The 19,371-nt window shown below is 58.7% G+C and carries 21 protein-coding genes; 14 read left to right on the forward strand and 7 right to left on the reverse strand.

Features of this window, described 5'->3' with window-relative positions; translation table 11 throughout:
* Positions 1-49: 49 nt before the first annotated feature.
* Entirely contained in the window at positions 50-1,222 is a 1,173-nt protein-coding gene (locus tag C4S59_RS00950; RefSeq protein ID WP_103908607.1) for a cytochrome P450, read from the forward strand.
* On the opposite strand, the gene C4S59_RS00955 is transcribed toward C4S59_RS00950, so the two are convergent.
* Positions 1,219-1,674: an Lrp/AsnC family transcriptional regulator gene (locus C4S59_RS00955; protein ID WP_103908608.1), complete on the reverse strand. Its 456-nt coding sequence runs from the start codon at positions 1,672-1,674 to the stop codon at positions 1,219-1,221. The two genes, C4S59_RS00950 and C4S59_RS00955, sit on opposite strands and share 4 nt — an antisense overlap.
* Before the next feature lie 154 nt (positions 1,675-1,828).
* Between C4S59_RS00955 and cysG the strand changes: the two genes are divergently transcribed.
* The 6 genes from cysG to C4S59_RS00985 all read left to right on the forward strand — a co-directional run bounded on the left by cysG (position 1,829) and on the right by C4S59_RS00985 (position 7,351).
* On the forward strand, positions 1,829-3,223 hold the full coding sequence (gene cysG / locus C4S59_RS00960; protein ID WP_103908609.1) for a siroheme synthase CysG: 1,395 nt from the start codon (positions 1,829-1,831) through the stop codon (positions 3,221-3,223).
* Positions 3,223-3,522, forward strand: a complete 300-nt coding sequence (locus C4S59_RS00965; protein WP_103908610.1) for a DUF2849 domain-containing protein — start codon at positions 3,223-3,225, stop codon at positions 3,520-3,522. The genes cysG and C4S59_RS00965 overlap by 1 nt, the downstream gene beginning before the upstream one ends.
* Positions 3,523-3,584: 62 nt before the next feature.
* Positions 3,585-5,258, forward strand: coding sequence for a nitrite/sulfite reductase (locus C4S59_RS00970; protein ID WP_103908611.1), 1,674 nt, complete (start codon positions 3,585-3,587; stop codon positions 5,256-5,258).
* Positions 5,248-6,033: a phosphoadenylyl-sulfate reductase gene (locus tag C4S59_RS00975; RefSeq protein ID WP_103908612.1), complete on the forward strand. Its 786-nt coding sequence runs from the start codon at positions 5,248-5,250 to the stop codon at positions 6,031-6,033. Before C4S59_RS00970 ends, C4S59_RS00975 begins: the two co-directional genes overlap by 11 nt.
* Positions 6,030-6,401 (forward strand): DUF934 domain-containing protein, encoded by a 372-nt coding sequence (locus tag C4S59_RS00980; protein ID WP_103908613.1) that lies wholly within the window; start codon positions 6,030-6,032, stop codon positions 6,399-6,401. The genes C4S59_RS00975 and C4S59_RS00980 overlap by 4 nt, the downstream gene beginning before the upstream one ends.
* An 86-nt stretch (positions 6,402-6,487) precedes the next feature.
* The gene (locus C4S59_RS00985) at positions 6,488-7,351 is read left to right on the forward strand and encodes a ferredoxin--NADP reductase (RefSeq protein WP_103908614.1); all 864 of its coding nucleotides are present in this window, start codon (positions 6,488-6,490) and stop codon (positions 7,349-7,351) included.
* A gap of 73 nt (positions 7,352-7,424) precedes the next feature.
* On the opposite strand, the gene C4S59_RS19540 is transcribed toward C4S59_RS00985, so the two are convergent.
* Complete coding sequence (locus C4S59_RS19540; RefSeq protein ID WP_160006710.1) at positions 7,425-8,498, reverse strand: hypothetical protein; 1,074 nt, start codon at positions 8,496-8,498, stop codon at positions 7,425-7,427.
* 289 nt (positions 8,499-8,787) lie between these two features.
* Between C4S59_RS19540 and infC the strand changes: the two genes are divergently transcribed.
* The gene (infC, locus tag C4S59_RS00995; protein WP_234994676.1) at positions 8,788-9,243 is read left to right on the forward strand and encodes a translation initiation factor IF-3; all 456 of its coding nucleotides are present in this window, start codon (positions 8,788-8,790) and stop codon (positions 9,241-9,243) included.
* Between the two features lie 115 nt (positions 9,244-9,358).
* On the opposite strand, the gene C4S59_RS01000 is transcribed toward infC, so the two are convergent.
* The 4 genes from C4S59_RS01000 to dksA form a co-directional block, all read right to left on the reverse strand.
* The gene (locus C4S59_RS01000) at positions 9,359-10,360 is read right to left on the reverse strand and encodes a molybdopterin-binding protein (protein ID WP_103908616.1); all 1,002 of its coding nucleotides are present in this window, start codon (positions 10,358-10,360) and stop codon (positions 9,359-9,361) included.
* Positions 10,357-11,325: an XdhC family protein gene (locus C4S59_RS01005; RefSeq protein WP_103908617.1), complete on the reverse strand. Its 969-nt coding sequence runs from the start codon at positions 11,323-11,325 to the stop codon at positions 10,357-10,359. The genes C4S59_RS01000 and C4S59_RS01005 overlap by 4 nt, the downstream gene beginning before the upstream one ends.
* Before the next feature lie 71 nt (positions 11,326-11,396).
* Positions 11,397-12,569 carry an FAD-dependent oxidoreductase gene (locus C4S59_RS01010; protein WP_103908618.1) on the reverse strand — a complete coding sequence of 391 codons (1,173 nt, stop codon included), beginning with the start codon at positions 12,567-12,569 and terminating at the stop codon, positions 11,397-11,399.
* Between the two features lie 105 nt (positions 12,570-12,674).
* Positions 12,675-13,130: an RNA polymerase-binding protein DksA gene (dksA, locus tag C4S59_RS01015; RefSeq protein ID WP_103908619.1), complete on the reverse strand. Its 456-nt coding sequence runs from the start codon at positions 13,128-13,130 to the stop codon at positions 12,675-12,677.
* Positions 13,131-13,326: 196 nt separating this feature from the next.
* Between dksA and C4S59_RS01020 the strand changes: the two genes are divergently transcribed.
* The 6 genes from C4S59_RS01020 (at position 13,327) to C4S59_RS01045 (ending at position 18,238) form a co-directional block, all read left to right on the forward strand.
* The gene (locus C4S59_RS01020; protein ID WP_103908620.1) at positions 13,327-14,175 is read left to right on the forward strand and encodes an AAA family ATPase; all 849 of its coding nucleotides are present in this window, start codon (positions 13,327-13,329) and stop codon (positions 14,173-14,175) included.
* Between the two features lie 312 nt (positions 14,176-14,487).
* On the forward strand, positions 14,488-14,772 hold the full coding sequence (locus tag C4S59_RS01025; protein ID WP_146064493.1) for a hypothetical protein: 285 nt from the start codon (positions 14,488-14,490) through the stop codon (positions 14,770-14,772).
* Positions 14,772-16,145 (forward strand): DUF2927 domain-containing protein, encoded by a 1,374-nt coding sequence (locus C4S59_RS01030; RefSeq protein WP_103908622.1) that lies wholly within the window; start codon positions 14,772-14,774, stop codon positions 16,143-16,145. Before C4S59_RS01025 ends, C4S59_RS01030 begins: the two co-directional genes overlap by 1 nt.
* The gene (locus C4S59_RS01035; RefSeq protein ID WP_103908623.1) at positions 16,142-16,309 is read left to right on the forward strand and encodes an apolipoprotein acyltransferase; all 168 of its coding nucleotides are present in this window, start codon (positions 16,142-16,144) and stop codon (positions 16,307-16,309) included. Before C4S59_RS01030 ends, C4S59_RS01035 begins: the two co-directional genes overlap by 4 nt.
* 9 nt (positions 16,310-16,318) lie before the next feature.
* On the forward strand, positions 16,319-17,500 hold the full coding sequence (locus C4S59_RS01040) for a vWA domain-containing protein (protein WP_103908624.1): 1,182 nt from the start codon (positions 16,319-16,321) through the stop codon (positions 17,498-17,500).
* A gap of 51 nt (positions 17,501-17,551) precedes the next feature.
* Entirely contained in the window at positions 17,552-18,238 is a 687-nt protein-coding gene (locus C4S59_RS01045; protein WP_103908625.1) for a M48 family metalloprotease, read from the forward strand.
* On the opposite strand, the gene C4S59_RS01050 is transcribed toward C4S59_RS01045, so the two are convergent.
* Positions 18,235-19,371: a hypothetical protein gene (locus tag C4S59_RS01050; protein ID WP_103908626.1), complete on the reverse strand. Its 1,137-nt coding sequence runs from the start codon at positions 19,369-19,371 to the stop codon at positions 18,235-18,237. The two genes, C4S59_RS01045 and C4S59_RS01050, sit on opposite strands and share 4 nt — an antisense overlap.

Consider the following 19,371-nt stretch of genomic DNA (forward strand, 5'->3'; position numbering starts at 1 on the left):
ATCAACAGCGCCCTTGCCTGCGCCAGAGCGAACCGTCTACGGATTGTGTATGCAGACGTTCCAACAGCGCCCGACCGATCCGTCTTTTGTCCAAAACCCCTATCCGACCTACGCAAGGATGCGTGCTGCGGGGGATCTGGTGGCGTGGGCCGACTACGGGATGATTTGCGCAACCAGCTATGCGGCTGTCGACGCGATCCTGCGCGACAGACGGTTCGGTCGGGAAGTGCCCCCCGAGATGGCCGAAGAGCCTGCCGATCACATCCGCGATTTTGCCCGCGTCGATGCGCATTCGATGCTGGAACTGGAACCACCCCGCCACACGCGTTTGCGCGGGCTTGTCCTGCGGGCCTTTACGTCACGCCGGATCGCAGCGCTGGCGCCGGAAATCCACGCCTTGGTACATCAGTTGATCGATGATTTGCCCGAACCGCCCTTTGATATTCTGCCAACCTTCGCTGAAAAGCTGCCTGTCATTATCATCGCGCGGCTCCTCGGGGTGCCGGACAGTATGGCGGACGACCTGTTGCGCTGGTCCCATGCAATGGTCGCCATGTATCAGGCAGGGCGTACGCGGCTGGTTGAAGACAAGGCCAACGCCGCCGCGCGCGAATTCACCGATTTCCTAACCGGTTACATCAACAAACGCCGCACGACGCCCGCCGATGACCTGATCACACACTTGATCGCCGCCGAAGAAGACGGAGAGCGCCTGAGCACGGATGAGCTGATCTCGACCGTCATTTTGTTGTTGAATGCGGGGCACGAAGCGACGGTTCACACCATCGGCAACGGATTGGCCGCGCTGCTGGGCCATGGTGAAACGGTGACCAACGCCAATGCCGTCACCGCAGCAGAAGAAATCCTGCGCTACGATCCGCCGCTGCACATGTTTTCGCGCTACGCCTACGAACCTATCACCCTGTTCGATCATGACTTTGAACGCGGAGATGAGGTCGGGCTGCTGTTGGGATCCGCAAACCGCGACCCCGACTTCTGCGACGATCCCGACCGGTTTGACATCAACCGTCCCGCCACGCGACACACCAGCTTTGGCGCAGGTTTGCATTTCTGCGTGGGCGCGCCACTGGCACGGCTGGAATTGCAGATCGCCCTACCGATCCTGTTTGAACGGCTGCCGAACATCGCGCTAAGCCACAAACCGCATTACGCCAACAGCTATCATTTTCACGGGCTGGAACGGCTGCTGGTCACTGCCTAAAGCGGCAGTGCTGTGGTCGACTTGATCTCTTCCATCGACAAAAGCGCGGTCACATTGTGGACCTTCACCTCGGAAATCAGCGCCTGATAGAAGGCATCGTAGGCGCGCGCGTTTTTGACCCGCACTTTCAGGATGTAGTCGATGTCGCCCGCCAACCTGTGGGCCTCTTGCACTTCGGGGCGTTCCTTCAGCGCTTTCAGAAATGCCTTTTGCCATTCGGCCTCGTGCTCAGAGGTGCGGATCAGAACAAAAAAACACGCTTCAAATCCAAGCGCTTCTGCATCCAGCCGTACAGTCTGGGCCCCGATGATCCCCGCATCACGCATTTTGCGGATTCGGTTCCAAACGGGTGTTTTCGACGACCCAACAGCCTTGGCGATTTCGTCCAAGGACAGGCTGGCATCCCGCTGAAGCTGGTCCAGAATTTTGCGATCCGTGCTGTCAATCCGCATGTTTGTTTCGTCCTTTGCGCAAAACGAAGACGCTGACCCACCCAGCCCCGCCAAACTAGAACAAACATCCTTGTTTCCGCAAGCATCTAGGCAGAAAGCGGAACAAAATTCTATATAACAGGGACGTTTGCAGTCGCAGCAGGAGTCGCCCCCGATGCAGCATTTTCCGATCTTCGTGGCCCTGGCCGGGCGACGCGTCGTCCTTTCGGGCGGCGGCGATGCGGCAATTGCCAAATTGCGCCTGCTTTTAAAGACAGAAGCAAACCTGACAGTCATCACCCCCGCACCCGCGAAAGAAATCGAAGCGTGGGAAGCAGACGGCAAGCTGCGTATCATCCGCCGTGCAATGGAACCCGGCGATGCGACCTGCGCGGTTCTGTTCTATGCCGCAGATGAAGACGAGGCCGAAGACGCCCGCACGGTTGCCTTGGCTCGTGCAGATGGCGCGCTGACCAACACGGTCGACAATCTGCAAGACAGCCAGTTCATCACACCCGCCATCGTGGATCGTGATCCCGTCACCGTCGCCATCGGCACCGAAGGCGCCGCGCCCGTTCTGGCGCGCGCGATCAAGGCCGATCTGGAAGAACGCCTGCCGACACAGCTGGGCGCTTTGGCGCGTATCGGCAAAGCGTTCCGCAAAATGGCGGATGCCCTGCCCATGGGCCGCAAGCGTCGTGATTTCTGGGCAGACTACTATTTCAACCAAGGCACCCGCGCGATCGCCGAGGGCGAAGATGCCGTACGCCCTGCGCTGGAAACCCTTCTGGAGCAGCACCTGAACACACAGGACAAAGTAGGCCACGTCTCCTTTGTCGGCGGCGGACCGGGCGATCCCGAGCTTCTGACCCTGAAAGCCCGCAACGCGCTGGATACAGCAGACGTGGTGATCCACGACCGTCTGATCAGCAGCGAGATTCTGGAACTCGCCCGCCGTGAAGCGATCCTGATTGACGCTGGCAAAGAGGGCTTTGGCCCGTCGATGAAACAGGAAGACATCAACGCGTTGATCGTGAAGCACGCCAAGGCTGGCGCGCAGGTCGTGCGCCTGAAATCCGGCGATCCGACCGTTTTTGGCCGTCTGGATGAAGAACTGGACGCTTGCAACGACGCTGGCATCGGCTGGAACATCGTTCCGGGCATCACCGCCGCGTCGGCATCTGTTGCCAGCATCGGCCAAAGCCTGACCAGAAGAGGCCGCAATGCGTCGGTCCGCTTCCTGACCGGCCACGACATGAAAGGCTTTGCCGATCACGATTGGAAGATCCTTGCCCGTTCGGGCGAGGTGGCAGCCATCTACATGGGCAAAAAAGCCGCGCGTTTCATCCAAGGCCGCCTGATCATGCACGGCGCTGATCCGGCGACCCCCGTCACAATCATCGAAAACGCATCGCGCGCCGATCAGCGCGTGCTGCCGACCACACTTGCCAATCTGGCACATGACATTGCCGAGGCCGATCTCTCCGGCCCTGCACTGACCCTTTATGGCCTCGCACCACGTTCTGTGGATGCGGTGCTGTCCCAAATCAAGACACAGGAGTTTGCCTGATGCCCCGCGCCTTTACCCCCAAGGTTGTTACCGGAAACGCATTGCTGGAAGGCGATGTCATCTATTTCACCGACAGCGACAGCTGGACCCGCAATCTGAAAGACGCCGAAGTCATCACAGATGAGGCCGTTGCGCAGGTTCGCCTTTTGGCCGCTGAATCGCAGGCTGCCGAAGTTGTTGGCGCGTATCTGGCTGACGTCAAAGTCACTGAAGATGGCCCCGAGCCCACGCATTTCCGCGAAGATTTCCGCCGCACCGGCCCCTCCAACTATTTCCACGGCAAACAGGCCGAAGCCTGACCCCCGCCGCAGACACCCGATCTTAGGACCCAGCGCTGGCTCCAGCACAAGGACACGTAAAGATGTACGCTTACTCCGAGTTTGACACAGACTTCATCGCAGAACGGAACCGCCAGTTCCGCGCTCAGGTTGAACGCCGCATTGACGGCTCCCTGACCGAAGACGAATTCCGCCCTCTCCGCCTGATGAACGGCCTGTATCTGCAGCTGCACGCCTATATGCTGCGCGTCGCGATCCCTTATGGCTCGCTCGACAGCGCCAAGATGCGTCAGTTGGCGTATATCGCGCAGCGTTGGGATAAGGGCTATGGCCACTTCACCACACGCCAGAACATCCAGTACAACTGGCCCAAGCTGAACGACGTGCCGGACATTCTGGATGCGCTGGGCGAAGTTGGCATGCACGCCATCCAGACATCGGGCAACACGATCCGTAACGTGACCGCAGACCATTTCGCAGGTGCCGCCGCCGACGAAATCGCCGATCCGCGTCCCGTTGCCGAATTGATCCGCCAGTGGTCCACAGACCACCCCGAATTCCAGTTCATGCCCCGCAAGTTCAAAATCGCCATCACCGGCAGCCCGAACGACCGTGCCGTGACAGCCGCCCACGACATCGGCATCCGCATTGTCGAGAAAGACGGCGAGATCGGCTATCAGGTCATCGTCGGCGGTGGCCTTGGCCGGACCCCGATGATTGGCAAGGTGATCTCGGACTTCGTGACCGAAGAAGACCTGCTGCCGTATCTTGAGGCCATCGTATCCGTCTGGAACGTTCTGGGCCGTCGCGACAACAAATACAAAGCGCGGATCAAAATCACGGTGCATGAACACGGCATCGACGAAATCCGCCGCTTGGTGGATGCCCGCTTTGCCGAGGTCAAGCCGACCTTCAAAGGCGTCGATCAGCAGTTGCTGGCCGAAATCCGCAAGCACTTCCACCCGCCCGCGTTCCGCAACGCGCCGACGGATGCGTTTGATCAAGCCTATGAAAACGATCCGGTCTTCCGTTCGTGGGCCGATACAAACCTGACCGAACACAAGATCAACGGCTATGCCATCGCGCAGATCAGCATCAAGGCCCACGGCGAAACGCCGGGCGATGCAAGCGCCGAGCAGATGGAAGTCATGGCGGATCTGGCCGAGAAATACGGCCACGACGAACTGCGCATCAGCCACGAACAGAACGTCGTGCTCCCGCACGTCCATAAATCCGACCTGCCCGCGCTGCACGCCGAGCTGAAAAAGGTTGGTCTGGCAACGGCTAACATCGGCCTGATCTCGGACATCATCGCATGCCCGGGTATGGACTACTGCGCACTGGCCACGGCCCGCTCGATCCCGATTGCACAGGAAATTGCCGTTCGGTTCGACGAACTGAAGCTTGAGCACGAAATCGGTGACATCAAGATCAAGATTTCCGGCTGCATCAACGCATGTGGTCACCACCACGTGGGCCACATCGGCATTCTGGGTCTGGATCGCGCCGGCGTCGAAAACTACCAGATCACTCTGGGCGGCGATCATTCCGAGAACGCCAATCTGGGCGACCGGACGGGTCCCGGCTTCCCAGCTGAATCGGTCGTAGATGCCATCGAAACCATCGTGCGCACCTATCTGGCGGTTCGCAGCAGCGCAGACGAAACGTTCCTCGAAACGTATCGTCGCACCGGCATGGAGCCGTTCAAAGCCGCGCTGTATCCCCCCAAGGAAGAGGCAAAGGCCGATGCTGCATAATAGACGCCCCTCGGGCGATGCCGAAGGCGGTACAAGCGTTGCCGACCTTCAGGCATTAGCCGACAGGGTCAAATCCCTGAACGACCGGTATCGCCATCACGGCGCGACCGACGTGCTGCGCGGTGCTTTGAAGGATCCCGAGGCAGGCAAGATCGCGATGGTGTCCAGCTTTGGTGCGGAATCCGTGGCCTTGTTGCACCTGATTGCCATGGTCGACCGGAATACACCGGTGCTGTTCATCGACACGCGCCTGCTGTTTCCCGAAACGCTGGCCTATCAGGCAGAGGTATCGGAACGTCTGGGCCTGAAAGATGTGCGGATCATCCGGACATCGGAACAGGAACTTGCGGCCAACGACCCCTACGGTGCGTTGCGGTTCTCGGACAAGGATGCCTGCTGCGCCCTGCGTAAAACGCTTCCTCTGGAACAGGCGTTGGACGGGTTTGACGGTTGGATCACCGGTCGCAAACGGTACCAGTCAGGCAGCCGCGCCAGCCTTGAGTTCTTTGAACTCGAAGAGGCCACAGGCCGGATCAAAGTGAACCCGCTTGCGCATTGGAACCCCGAGGACGTGCGCAACTACATGGATGAAAACCGCCTGCCCCGCCACCCGCTGGTCGCTCAAGGCTATCCGTCGATCGGATGCCACCCGTGCACCAGTAAGGTCGCCGCAGGTGAAGACCCCCGTGCCGGTCGCTGGCGCGGTGAGGACAAGGAAGAGTGCGGCATTCACATCGTGGATGGTCGCGTCGCAAGACAAGGAGAAAGCGCATGAGCGTGATCGTAACAGACAGCGGTTTTGCCGCAGACGATTGGACGGGCGCAACGGTCGAGATCGCATCGGATACGTCGCCGGAAGAACTTGAAACCCTGACCAAGGGTGCCGACATGGTGCGCGTGGCCTTTCCGTCCTTTTCGGATGGTCGTGGCTTTACACTGGGTCGCCTTTTGCGCTTACGTGGCTACCAAGGTCGCCTGCGGGCGGCAGGGCACGTGATTGCCGAGCAATACGCCATGGCACGCCGGTCCGGTTTTGACGAGGTCGAGATCAACGATGATCTGGCCGCCCGTCAGCCCGAAGATCAATGGCTGTCCCGTGCCAACTGGCAACAGCACGACTACCAGTCCCGCGTGCGGGGCTAATTGACCCACGAAAGACCTCTCCCCTTTCGTGACGACACAAACCGGATTACCTCAGAGGCGTCGGATGCTCCGGCGAGGATTTTGATATGACCGAACAAGCGATCGTTTCCGATACGACCCGCGACAAGCTGAAAGAAGCACCCAAGCTCACTCTGCCCGACGCGCAGAAGGTGACATCGGTGCAGCATTGGACCGACAAACTGTTTTCGTTCCGCGTAACGCGCCCTGCGTCGCTGCGTTTCCGCTCGGGCGAGTTTGTGATGATCGGCCTGATGGGCGACCCCGACCCCAAGACGGGCAAGCAAAAGCCGCTGCTGCGCGCTTATTCCATCGCCTCGCCCAGCTGGGACGAAGAGCTCGAGTTCTACTCGATCAAGGTTCAGGACGGCCCGCTGACATCCAAACTGCAGCACATCCAGCCCGGCGACGAAATCATCCTGCGCCCCAAGCCCGTTGGCACGCTGGTGCATGACGCCCTGCTGCCCGGCAAGCGCATCTGGTTCTTCTCGACCGGTACAGGCTTTGCGCCGTTTGCATCGCTCTTGCGCGAACCCCAGACCTATGAGGACTACGACGAGGTCATCATCACCCACACCTGCCGCGAAGTGGGTGAGTTGGAGTATGGCCGCAAGCTGATCGAAGACATCAAACAGGACGAGCTGATGCAGGAACTGATCGGCGAAGAAAACCTGAACAAGATCCGGTACTACCCGACCACGACACGTGAAGAGAGCCCCAAGATGGGTCGCATCACCGATCTGATGCGCTCGGGCGAAGTGTTTGCCGATCTGGGCGTTGAGCCGCTGAACCCTGAAACAGACCGCGCGATGGTCTGTGGCAACCTGGCGTTCAACCTCGACATCAAAGAACTGCTGGAAGGTTACGGCCTGGAAGAAGGCGCAAATTCGGACCCGAAACACTACGTGGTCGAAAAAGCGTTCTTGGACTAAACCCAAGCAAAAGAAATAAAAAAACGGCGCGAAGGAAACTTCGCGCCGTTTTCGTTTGACGATCTGTCAGACGTTACTGGGTCAGGCCCATTGCGTCTTTCAGCTTCTCCAGAACGCCTTCCAGCATTTCCGGATTATCGCGTGCTTGGGTCAGAGCCGCTTTGGTCGATGTTTTAACCATCGCGTTCAGCTCGGAGCCGTCGATCATTTCGATGACTTTATCATAGTCGAAACCTTCGACTGTCAGCAGTTCAGCAACTTCACCCAGACCCGAGTTTGCTTCTTCGGCAGCGTCGGATGCTTCTGCTGCCGCGTCTGCGGCTTCTGCAGCGGCATCAGCCGCCTCGGATGCAGCGTCAGCAGCTTCGGTCGCGGCCTGAGCCGCTTCTGTTGCAGCGTCGCCAGCGGCATCCGCCGCCTCTGCTGCTGTTTCAGTCGCTGTGTCAGCGGCAGCGTCTACGGCCTCTTCAGCCGCGTCAGTAGCAGCATCCGCTGCATCAGCTGCGGCGTCTGCTGCTGCCTTGGCCGTTTCTGTTGCGGCATCTACCGCGTCAGATGCAGCTTCGGTCGCGGCATCTGCAGCGTTCGATGCTGTTTCTGCGGCATCCGCGGCAACAGCTGCAGCTGCATCAGCGGCTTCGGCTGCTGTTTCCTGTGCTGCATCTACTGCGTCACCGGCAGCATCCGCTGTTGCGGCTGCGGCGTCTGTGGCAGCGTCTGTCGCTGCATCAACCGCATCGCCTGCGGCTGTGGCTGCATCGCCTGCGGCTTCTGCTGTCGCATCAGCTGCGTCTGCGGCAGCTTCCTGCGCTGCGTCTACGGCGTCACCAGCGGCCTCTGTTGCTGCGGCTGCGGCATCTGCGGCTGCGTCAACTGCATTTTCAGCCGCTTCGGTTGCTGTATCTGCCAGATTTGCAGCAGCTTCTGCTGTTGCGTCGGCTGCGCCCTCGACTGCTGCGGCTGCGTCGTCTACCGCGTTGCCCGCAGCTTCGCCGGCAGCATCGGCTGCATTGGCCGCTGTTTCCGTCGCTGTAGTCGCTGCCTCGGACACAGTCTCCATCGCCTCTTCCGGCGTTTGACCTATGTACCAAAAATAACCAGCGCCGGCAGCTACAACAACTGCTGCGCCAATAAGAACATTTTTCATAACCTTTTCCCTTTTTGGGCACTTAAGGGCATTCGTGACAAAACCGTTTGTCAGCCCCCCGGTGATCAGATGCGCCCATCAATGCGTGGCTTCAAGGGTAAAGCGACGGAAATAGCTGCAAATTTGACGTTTTGCCGCTTGAAAGCGCGTCTGCCCAAGTTTACCTTGCGCATTCGATAAATGTACCGAAAGGACCAAAACCATAGCCCGCAGACCGCATAATGCGCCGCCCCAACGCGAAACTGGCCCCCGTGTCAATGATCGTATCCGCGTCCCCGAAGTTCGCCTGATTGGCGCTGAAGGGGAAAACATCGGAGTCGTGACTCCGGCACGTGCCATGGAGCTTGCTGACGAAGCGGGTCTCGATCTGGTCGAGATTTCGCCGAACGCAACGCCGCCCGTGTGTAAGATCATGGACTTTGGCAAGTTCAAGTACGAACAGCAAAAGCGTGAGGCCGAAGCGCGCAAAAAGCAAAAGATCATCGAGGTCAAAGAGGTCAAGTTCCGTCCGAACACTGACACGCATGACTACGAAGTCAAAATGCGCAACGTGTATAAGTTTCTGGAAAACGGTGACAAAGTGAAGGTCACTTTGCGGTTCCGTGGTCGCGAAATGGCCCACCAGAACCTCGGTCGCGATCTGCTGGAACGCGTGGCAGAAGACGTCAAGGAATTGGGCAAGATCGAAAACATGCCCAAGATGGAAGGCCGTCAGATGGTCATGATGATCGGTCCGAACAAGTAATCGGGACGGTTCAGAATTTCGGGAAAGGCACGCGTTTTGCGTGCCTTTTTTGTTTGGGGCTTTGCCCCCTTGGCCTCTGGCCAATTCCCCCAAGGTATTTGGGGAAAGAAAATACCTAGTCTGAATTGGCGTTGCGCAGACGGCCCCGCAGCGGGATGTCTTTCAGCAGACCGCCAACCCCCATCGCCGCGATGTCATCCGGCGTAACGGTGACGCCGCAGAGGATTCGTTCCAGAACCCAGTCCGCGCCATTCAATGCAGGCGAGCGAGCGCAGCCGGGCAGCCCGATCACCGGTTTGCCGTTCAATTCACCGAAGAACAGCAAGTTGCCGGGGTCGACCGGCATGCCGAAATGGTGAACTACCCCGCCTGCACGCACGACCGCCTCGGGCGCGGTATCACGGATGTCGGAGGTGGCAGAACCGGTGAGGATGAACAGCACCTCTGCGTCCGACGCCAACAGCGCGTTTGCAATCTGGTCTTCGTGGTGGCCGACAAGGCATTTATCCCCCAAAGACACCCCGAGCCGCGCCAGTCGTTCGGCAATCGCCTTATGGCCTTTTTCGCCATTCTCATCGCCGATTGTACTTTGGATCAGATCGGCGGTTTCATATTGCGGGGCGCGCATCGAAATTGCGTCCCGTGCAGCGGCACAGGCCGCATCGAGCGCTGTTTCCGGCACCGCATAAGCGATGATTTTGACCGTCGCGACCATATCTTTGGGCTCAAGCCGCTGCCATTCGGGCACCGTGGCCACGGTGATCATCGGGTGGATGCGATTCAGCGCATGGATTTTCGTTGCATCGACCTGAGCGATCCCAGCGATGCGCGAGGTGACATTGACCCGCCCCGTTGCGGCGACCCCCAAGGCGATCTGGGCCGCTTCGGGATCGGGGACCAGCGCCTTGGCCAGTCTGTCAGCGGCTTCGTCTTCGGGCACATCGCGTGCCTCGAATATCGCGACAGTGACCTGGGTCAGGCCTTCGGTGCGCAGGGTTTCGATGTCATCGTCGGTCAGTTCCTTGCCTTTGCGCAGCCGCCGCCCGTTGGACAACGGGCAGGAATGCGCAAGGATACCGCCCTTGGCCTGATCAAGCGGGACTGGTCCGAATTTCATACGCCAAGCCTTAGTGCACTGGTGATTTGCGCCATGATTGAAACTGCGATTTCAGACGGGCCCGCCGCGCCGATGTTGAGCCCCACAGGGCCGTGGATGCGGGCGATTTGATCGTCTGTGTAGCCAGCCTTGCCCAGACGCTCGACACGTTTGGCGTGGGTTCGGGTTGACCCCAAAGCACCGATATAAAAGCATTTTGACGTCAGCGCGCGTTCCAGAGCCGGATCATCCAGTTTGGGATCATGGGTCAGCAGAACCAAGGCCGTACGCGTGTCCAAACCGATTTCATCGACGGCGTCGTCCGGCCAGTCGGTCAGGATGGTTTCACCGGGGAAACGGGCCTCGGACGCGAAGGCTTCGCGCGGGTCGATGATGTAGGGATCATAGCCGGTGATGCGGGCCATTTTGACCAGCGCCTGCGCGATATGCACCGCACCAACAATCACCATACGAAGAGGCGGGTTGTGAATGCCAACAAAGGTTGCCTCGTCATCCTCGAACCCAGAGCGATCCATCGCAAAGCGGCTTTCATGGCCCGAGCGATCCAGACGGCGGTCGCCGGTATCGGTGTTGATGACGTAAGCGACGGGTTCACGGGCAGCACGGGCCGCGACAAGATCCGCCAGAAGCGGCTCGGGCAATGCCGCGCCAACCGGTTCGATCCACACGCGGATGGTGCCACCACAGGCCAGACCGACGGCAAAGGCGTCTTCATCGCTGACGCCGAATTCCAGCATCTTGCCGGTGCCGCTTTCCAGCACGTCCATTGCCTCCATGATGACCGCACCTTCGACGCAGCCACCAGACACAGAGCCCTGAATGTCGCCCTTGCCCGAAATCACGAGCTGCGATCCAACGCGGCGCGGGGCCGAGCCCCACGTCTGCACGACCGTCGCAAGAACCGCACCTGTCCCGTCCTGATGCCACTTTAGGGCAATTTCGGGAATTTGATCGAAGTTATCCATGGTCTCGGGCCTCCCCCTGCCTGTTTAGACCTGTCTGACAGTGCTGTCTGCCCCTTCCAAAGTGCAACCCGTTAAGTTTGTCGGGTCACATCAAATCCATAGAGCCAATCGAACTGATGCAGCATCTGATCGGGGGCAAATCTGCCACCCAACGACAGAACTGTATGGGCCGCGCGGCGGATCAAGGGGTTGGACAGATGGAATTTTTTCGCGTTTCCGTTGGCCGTGGCGATGACACGCGGAACGCGTTGCAGGCGACGTTGCTGATACCGCGCCAATCCGTCTTTCTGGGTCTCGGCCTTCGATAGACTGTCCGCCAGGCACCAGGCATCCTCAAGCGCCATGTTTGCACCCTGCGCCAGAAACGGCAGCGTCGGATGCGCGGCATCGCCGATCAGGGCCACACCATCGCCAACCCATGTTTTCGCAACCGGGTGGCGATGAAGCCCCCACAGATTGACCTGTTCCACCGCTTGCAAAAGCGGTTTCGCCCCACCGCCGAAGCCAGCAAATGCACGCCGAAGGTTTTCCGGATCATCCTGATGATGCCAACCGTCATCCGCCCACGCCTGACGCTCTTCGACCGCGACGATGTTCACAACCGATCCGTCGCGCAGTGGATAACTGACCATATGACGCCCCGGCCCCATGTGGACCTGTGCCTCAAACGGGTGATGCGTGACGTTCGGGACAATCGCACGCCATGCCACCTGCCCTGTGAAAAAGGACTTGGTAGCGGGGTTCAAATGCGGTCTGAGAACGGAATGCAGGCCATCTGCCGCGACAACCAGATCGGCTTTGGCCACGTCGCCGGATGTAAACTTGATCGTTGCGGGGCTGCCTTCGGTGATTTCCTGCACCACTGCGCCCAGATGAACCGGAATACCTGCCTGCCTGACAGCGCGGGCCAGAACCTCGATCAAATCAGCGCGGTGCACCAACAGATATTGCTGATCCTCGGGCAAACGGGACAGGTCCAGTCGGGTCACTTCGCGACCCTGAGCGTAATCGCGCAGCGACACAGCGCGTGCGCGGGGCGTTTTGTCGAATTCAGGCAAAAGCCCCAATGCGCGCAGAACACAGACACCATTGGGCGAAATCTGAAGCCCTGCTCCTATCTCGGTCAGCGCATCGGCCTGTTCGTAAACGGTGACCTGTGCGCCGAACCGATGCAACGCCAGCGCCGAGGCCAGACCGGCGACGCCCCCACCAACAATCGCGATCTGCGTCTTTGACAAATCCATAAGCCACCCTTTGACAGACTTCCCTGCCCTTAGATCAATCCTTGCTGCAAAATGCAAAACGCCGAGGACATGCCCCGGCGTTTCAAATTTCAGTTTCGGATCAGATCAATCGTCGCGGTGAACTTTTTCGCGGCGTTCGTGCTGTTCCTGTGCTTCCAATGTCATGGTCGCAATCGGGCGTGCGTCAAGGCGCTTGAGGCTGATCGGCTCACCTGTTTTTTCACAGTAACCGAACTCGCCCTCATCAATGCGGCGCAGTGCTGCGTCGATCTTGGACACCAGTTTGCGCTGGCGGTCACGCGTCCGCAGCTCAAGGGCACGGTCGGTTTCTTCGCTTGCGCGATCTGTCACATCCGGAATGTTGCGGGTGCTGTCTTGCAGACCCTCAATCGTATCGCGGCTATCCGCGAGCAGTTCGTGTTTCCAGGCAACCAGCTTACGCCGAAAATATTCAAGCTGGCGGTCATTCATAAACGGCTCGTCCTCGGCAGGACGGTAATCATCAGGAAGAAAAGATTCAGGCTTCATTTCCGTACCCTTAGTAATGCCGATTTCTGCCATGATAAAAATACTCTCCAGTAAACCGGCTCCCCTACGGCGTGGCATTAAATGAACGTTCACAGGATGTCACTACCGAAAGGTCGTTTTCTAAGTAAACACACAGTCAAATAACGTTATGGCGCTATTGCGTGCAGCGCTTGCCAATGCCGTCAGGGATGTCTACCTCAGTCAGGACCCTGAATAAGAGTACTTGACGATGACTGCACGTTTTGACGGAACTGATCGCTATGTTGCCACCGACGACCTAACAGTCGCCGTGAATGCCGCAATCACTTTGGAACGCCCCCTTTTGGTCAAGGGTGAACCCGGTACCGGCAAAACAGAACTGGCCCGTCAGGTCGCCGACGCTTTGGGCGCCAAGATGTTGGAATGGAACATCAAATCCACGACCAAGGCACAACAGGGCCTGTACGAATACGACGCCGTCAGCCGGCTTCGTGACAGTCAGTTGGGCGACGAACGCGTCAATGACGTCAAGAACTATATCCGCAAGGGCAAACTGTGGCAGGCGTTCGAGGCAGATGAGCGTGTTGTTCTGCTGATCGACGAGGTCGACAAAGCCGATATCGAGTTCCCGAACGACCTGCTTCAAGAACTCGATAAGATGGAATTTCACGTTTACGAGACCGGCGAAACGATCAAGGCGCAAAACCGCCCGATCGTGATCATCACCTCGAACAACGAAAAGGAATTGCCCGACGCTTTCCTGCGCCGCTGCTTTTTCCATTACATCCGTTTTCCCGATCCCGACACGCTGCGCCGTATCGTCGAAGTACACCACCCGGGCATCAAACCCGCCCTTCTGACCGAGGCGCTGACGCAGTTCTACGAAGTGCGCGAACAGCCCGGCTTGAAGAAAAAACCGTCGACTTCTGAGGTTCTGGATTGGCTGAAACTGCTTCTGGCCGAGGATCTGGAGCCCGAAGATCTGAAACGCGATGGCGCGAATGCCCTGCCCAAGCTGCACGGTGCGCTGCTGAAGAACGAACAGGACGTGCACCTGTTCGAAAGACTCGCGTTCATGGCCCGTCGCCAAGGCCGATAAGTCCGGCCTTTCGCGCGAAAACACATTCCGCCGACGTAGATTGTGGCATTGGTGGACACAGGATATTCGGCATTTTATTGCTGAAACTTGTGGTTTTCACCCTACCCCAACCTGCAGTTGTTGCTGAAAAGCCGCTCAAAACCCTCTGAAAACAAATAACTTTAATAAAACTCAGGGAAGTTGTCGGAAAATTAACAAGCCACGTTTCTCAACCGTGGCGTAATTCCCTGATTTTGCCCTATAGTGTCCCAACAGTGGACAAAAAAAACATGGATGTCTTGAACATCCGAATTGAGCAGGCAGGCTTCAAACGTGTCCGACAACGGTTCTAAAACGATGTGCATTGCGCGCATCGCCCAAAATATTGTGCCCGCATTGGCAACGCCCAATGACGCGACATCCTGCATGGATTTGCAGGGCACAAAGGCCGTATCGGAAACAGGTTTCCTGACAGACAGCACACACTTTCGCCAACCGAAATTTTATGGCTTGGCCGCCGTCACTCTCTGGCTCGTTCGGATGTTCAAAGACACGGATAAACGCTGCAAAGGCGCGACTGACGTGTTCAACCTGAGCTTCCAACCCCAGAGTATCTGATGCGTCGATTTATCCTTCCATTGTATCTGCTGCTGGGTGCTTGTGTGCCCGTTTCGCCGAACGAAGTGACCACACGTGCCGCCACCATGGCCGAAAGCACTTTGCCCGCGATGAAGACATTTGCGGTGCCCCGCCCCTACGCGCCCGAGGCATCGAACCGCGATATCGCCCGTGATTTCCTTGATCTGGCCTTCACGCTGGAAAGCGGCCGTGGCCTGACCAAACTTACCCGTTTCGAAGGCCCGATTCGCATTCGTGTCGCAGGATCGCCGCCGCCGACGCTGCCATCAGACCTGAACCGTGTTGTGCACCGTTTGCGGACCGAAGCACAGATCGACATCGGATTGTCGCAAGATCGTTCGTCCCAAGTCACGGTCGAGGCTGTGCCGCGTTCGGAAATCCGCCGTTACCTGCCGCAGGCTGCCTGTTTTGTTGTGCCAAACGTGTCGTCTTTGGCGGAATACGGCAAAGCACGCCGCACGTCTGTCGTGAACTGGTCCCGCATGGATCGCCGCGAACGCGTCGCTGTTTTCATCCCCGCAGACGCAAGCCCGCAAGAGGTGCGTGACTGCCTGCACGAAGAACTGGCGCAGGCCATTGGCCCGCTGAACGATCTGTATCGTTTGCCGGATTCTGTCTTCAACGACGACAACGTCCACACGGTTCTGACTGGGTTCGATATGCTGGTCCTGCGCGCCTATTACGATCCGGCCCTGCGCAACGGCATGTCACAAGGTGAGGTCGCCCAGCGCCTGCCAGCCATTCTTGCGCGCCTAAACCCGGCTGGCGAACGCATTCCAAGCCGCAACATCTCACGCACACCGCGCGCGTGGATCGGTGCCATCCAAACCGCCCTTGGTCCTGTCGCCAGCGATGCGCAGCGTCGTGCCGCAGCCTACGAGGCGCTACAGATCGCGACAGCCATGGGCTGGCAGGATCACCGTCGTGGGTTTTCGCATTATGCCATGGGCCGCATCCTGCAGTCCGAAGATCCCTCTGCCGCGCAACGCTCGTTCCTTGCGGCGGACAAATTCTTTGCCGCCTCCCCGCGCACCCGCCTGCACCGCGCTTATGTCGCGTCGCAACTGGCCGCCTTTGCCATCAGCCAGAACCAGCCTGATCAGGCTCTGGAGATCCTGCGCCCGCACCTTGACGTGGCAGCCCGCCACGAAAACGCAGCGCTTTTGTCGACCCTCATGCTCTTGCGCGCCGAAGCGCTTGACCTAGGTGGACAAGTGACCGCAGGGCGCGAAGTACGGGTGGACAGCATCGGCTGGGCAAGATACGGCTTTGGTCCGGATTGGGCCGTCCGCGCAAAGCTGCGCGAGATCGGTTCCCTTAACCCGCTAAAAGGAAGGATCGGCCGGTTATGATCGTTATCGCAGCTGCTCTGATTGGGGCCTTGCTTGGGGGCTTTAACGCCAAACGCCGCAAAGGAAACGCTGCAGATATTGCTCAATACGCCGCAGTCTACGCCATTCTTTTTGCTGTGATCGGCCTGATCATTACCATCGTCATCGAAAAGATCGTGCTGTAAGAACAGGGCATGTTTGTCCCGTTCTTCGAAACGCTCCGCTCTGCCGGTGTTCCGGTGTCCTTGCGCGAATACCTGTCCTTTCTGGAAGGACTGCGCGCAGGACTTGCCACCTATGACCCCGAGACATTCTACTATCTGGCCCGTACGGCCATGGTGAAAGACGAACGGCACATCGACCGGTTCGACCGCGCCTTTGCCCACAGTTTCCAAGGCTTAGAACAAATAAGTGCCGATCAGGTTCTGAACGCTGTTGATCTGCCAGAAGACTGGCTGCGCAAGATGGCTGAAAAGCATCTGAGCGACGAAGAAAAAGCCGAGATCGAAGCGCTTGGCGGCTTTGATAAACTGATGGAAACCCTGAAAGAGCGCCTGAAAGAACAGCAGGGGCGCCATCAGGGGGGCAACAAATGGGTCGGCACTGCCGGCACATCCCCGTTCGGGGCCTATGGCTACAACCCCGAAGGCGTCCGCATCGGCCAAAACGAAAGCCGCCACAAACGCGCGGTTAAGGTTTGGGACAAACGCGAGTTTCGCAATCTCGATGACAGCGTTGAACTGGGAACGCGCAACATCAAGGTCGCCCTGAAACGCCTGCGCAAATGGGCACGTGACGGGGCAGCAGACGAACTGGATCTGGACGGCACCATCCGCGCCACGGCTGAAAACGGCTATCTTGACGTCAAAACCCGCCCTGAACGGCGCAACGCCGTGAAGGTTTTGCTGTTCTTTGATATCGGCGGGTCGATGGACGCGCATATCAAAGTGGTCGAGGAACTGTTTTCCGCTGCCCGTGCGGAATTCAAACATCTTGAACACTATTACTTCCACAACTGCCTTTACGAAGGCGTGTGGAAGGACAACCGCCGCCGCTGGGACGAACAGACGCCGACGCACGAAATCCTGCGGACCTATGGCTCTGACTACAAATGTATTTTCGTGGGTGACGCGTCGATGTCGCCTTATGAAATCGTGCATCCGGGTGGGGCCAACGAACACTGGAACCCCGAAGCCGGACAAGTCTGGCTGGAACGCGCCCGCGAACAGTGGCCGAACCACCTATGGATCAATCCGGTACCGGAAAAATACTGGCCCTACACCCAGTCCATCGGCCTTATTCAGGAAATCTTCGACAACCGAATGGTGCCGATGACCCTGGAAGGGTTGGAACGCGGGATGCGGGTTCTGACCTAGGGCGACATTTCGGCCCTTGGCGACCTTCACGCGCCGCCCCATATTAAGCGTATGTTGAAATTCACGCCCCTCCTTCTGGCCATCATCTACGGGATCGTCATGTACCGCTTTTCGGCATGGCGTCTGGGCAAGACTTTGGATCAACAGTCGACCGAGCTGGCTGATCCTCAGTTGAAGCAGTTCACAGACAAACTTGCTGCCGCGCTCGATCTGCCGCGCATCAAGGTGCATATCTACGAAGTCGATCCGGTGAACGGCTTGGCCGCGCCCGACGGGCGGATTTTCATCACACGCGGTTTTTTCAACAAATACCGTCAGGGCGAGGTGACCGCCGAAGAACTGACATCGGTGATTGCGCATGAATTGGGACACGTGGCGCTTGGCCATTCGCGGCGGCGCATGATCGATTTCTCGGGCCAAAACGCGCTTCGCACGGCGCTGATCCTGATTATCGGACGTATCCTACCCGGTATTGGCGTTCTGATCGCCAACGCGCTGACGTCCATGTTGGCCGCGCGGCTGTCGCGGTCGGATGAATACGAGGCCGACGCATATGCCGCGGCCCTTCTGTCCAAGGCAGGCATAGGGATCGGCCCGCAGATTTCGCTGTTTGGAAAACTGGAAGAGCTGACAAAATCGCGCAAAGGCGTGGTGCCCGCATGGTTGATGAGCCACCCCGCAACTGAAGACCGCATTGCCGCCCTGCGCAAGCTTGAGGCCAAGTGGACGAACGCCTAAGCCCTGACCTGAAACTCCGATTTTGCCACATCGCGACCATTGACCTGAATGATCAGCTGATGAGGCCCCTCATGCCATGTAAACGTGCTGGCATTGGCCCTGATGGGATGGCTTTTGGACAGCGTCACTGGCGTTTTTGCCGCCTGCCCCAGCTTGAACACCTTCTCGCCCGTCCGCCCCGTCGGCCGGTGAAAGCGGATACGATAGTCCACCATCAGCTTGCTGTTGGCCGTGCCTGACAGGTCGACGTCAAACTGCAATGCATCCCCGATGCGCACCTGATCATGCGCTAAGGTCAGGCCGACTTTCACGTTCACATCGGGATCAAAGCCCAGCAACGCCAGCGCCTTTGGCTCACCCCGCTTGACCGCTGTCCGCAAAGCATGGCGCGTCATCCAGTCCAGCTCTTTCGCCGACTGACGCCCTTGAGACGCCCAATCAGACAGCCTGCCTGTAACCACATCGGGTGCGATTTTCGACAAATCATTCAGATGATTGGCAACCGATCGTGTCACGAACCGCGCGTTATCGGCGTGCAGTTTGTCCAGCAGGCCCAAGGGCACCAACGGATCGATCGTGATATTCGCAGCCCACGGCAAACGCGGACGCGTTCCTTCGGACACCAGACGCCGCACATGGTAGTTTTCGTCCTCGGCCCAAAGGTGCAGGCGCGACAAGGTTTCCTCTGGCCAGCGGTTCAGAAAGGGCCGGATATAGAACTCCATCGAAAAGCGCTGCGTCGCATCGTGTAACAGATCCAGCGCCAGATCGCGATGGTCTTCCAGCCCGTGGCGCACGGCCAGAATGCCCGGCACCGCATGGATGAACCTGCCAAAATCGTCGTCGGTCAAAGACGGGGCCAGCCGCGGCGGCATCGCGGCGCGCAGCGCCGCGACCATCGCCGGAAAGTCGCGGGGCATCTGGGCCTCGACACAGGTCGCGATCCAATCCAGCCGTTCCAGCAGACCACGCCCCGCTAAACCGCCGACCGTGTCAGAGACGAAACGTTCGGCGTCAAAGCGTGGCAACACCGAATACTCGCGCGCCAAGTCACCTATGCTGGTCTCATTAAACAACTGGTCAGACAGCGACGCGCCCGCGCCGCTGCCCTGTCCGTCTGGCCCTCGCGCCAT

This window comes from Thalassococcus halodurans, assembly GCF_900108225.1.
In the GTDB taxonomy this organism is placed as follows: Bacteria; Pseudomonadota; Alphaproteobacteria; order Rhodobacterales; family Rhodobacteraceae; genus Thalassococcus; species Thalassococcus halodurans.

What these genes read in the sequence shown, in the direction of transcription:
- C4S59_RS01020 (WP_103908620.1), top strand. Translation starts at nt 13,327, where the DNA reads ATGACTGCACGTTTTGACGGAACTGATCGCTATGTTGCCACCGACGAC.
- C4S59_RS01000 (WP_103908616.1), bottom strand. Translation starts at nt 10,360, where the DNA reads ATGAAATTCGGACCAGTCCCGCTTGATCAGGCCAAGGGCGGTATCCTT.
- C4S59_RS00970 (WP_103908611.1), top strand. Translation starts at nt 3,585, where the DNA reads ATGTACGCTTACTCCGAGTTTGACACAGACTTCATCGCAGAACGGAAC.
- C4S59_RS00975 (WP_103908612.1), top strand. Translation starts at nt 5,248, where the DNA reads ATGCTGCATAATAGACGCCCCTCGGGCGATGCCGAAGGCGGTACAAGC.
- C4S59_RS19540 (WP_160006710.1), bottom strand. Translation starts at nt 8,498, where the DNA reads ATGAAAAATGTTCTTATTGGCGCAGCAGTTGTTGTAGCTGCCGGCGCT.
- C4S59_RS01030 (WP_103908622.1), top strand. Translation starts at nt 14,772, where the DNA reads ATGCGTCGATTTATCCTTCCATTGTATCTGCTGCTGGGTGCTTGTGTG.
- C4S59_RS00980 (WP_103908613.1), top strand. Translation starts at nt 6,030, where the DNA reads ATGAGCGTGATCGTAACAGACAGCGGTTTTGCCGCAGACGATTGGACG.
- C4S59_RS00985 (WP_103908614.1), top strand. Translation starts at nt 6,488, where the DNA reads ATGACCGAACAAGCGATCGTTTCCGATACGACCCGCGACAAGCTGAAA.
- C4S59_RS01040 (WP_103908624.1), top strand. Translation starts at nt 16,319, where the DNA reads ATGTTTGTCCCGTTCTTCGAAACGCTCCGCTCTGCCGGTGTTCCGGTG.
- C4S59_RS01045 (WP_103908625.1), top strand. Translation starts at nt 17,552, where the DNA reads ATGTTGAAATTCACGCCCCTCCTTCTGGCCATCATCTACGGGATCGTC.
- C4S59_RS00950 (WP_103908607.1), top strand. Translation starts at nt 50, where the DNA reads ATGCAGACGTTCCAACAGCGCCCGACCGATCCGTCTTTTGTCCAAAAC.
- dksA (WP_103908619.1), bottom strand. Translation starts at nt 13,130, where the DNA reads ATGGCAGAAATCGGCATTACTAAGGGTACGGAAATGAAGCCTGAATCT.
- C4S59_RS01010 (WP_103908618.1), bottom strand. Translation starts at nt 12,569, where the DNA reads ATGGATTTGTCAAAGACGCAGATCGCGATTGTTGGTGGGGGCGTCGCC.
- C4S59_RS01050 (WP_103908626.1), bottom strand. Translation starts at nt 19,371, where the DNA reads ATGGCGCGAGGGCCAGACGGACAGGGCAGCGGCGCGGGCGCGTCGCTG.
- C4S59_RS01005 (WP_103908617.1), bottom strand. Translation starts at nt 11,325, where the DNA reads ATGGATAACTTCGATCAAATTCCCGAAATTGCCCTAAAGTGGCATCAG.
- C4S59_RS01035 (WP_103908623.1), top strand. Translation starts at nt 16,142, where the DNA reads ATGATCGTTATCGCAGCTGCTCTGATTGGGGCCTTGCTTGGGGGCTTT.
- C4S59_RS00965 (WP_103908610.1), top strand. Translation starts at nt 3,223, where the DNA reads ATGCCCCGCGCCTTTACCCCCAAGGTTGTTACCGGAAACGCATTGCTG.
- C4S59_RS00955 (WP_103908608.1), bottom strand. Translation starts at nt 1,674, where the DNA reads ATGCGGATTGACAGCACGGATCGCAAAATTCTGGACCAGCTTCAGCGG.
- cysG (WP_103908609.1), top strand. Translation starts at nt 1,829, where the DNA reads ATGCAGCATTTTCCGATCTTCGTGGCCCTGGCCGGGCGACGCGTCGTC.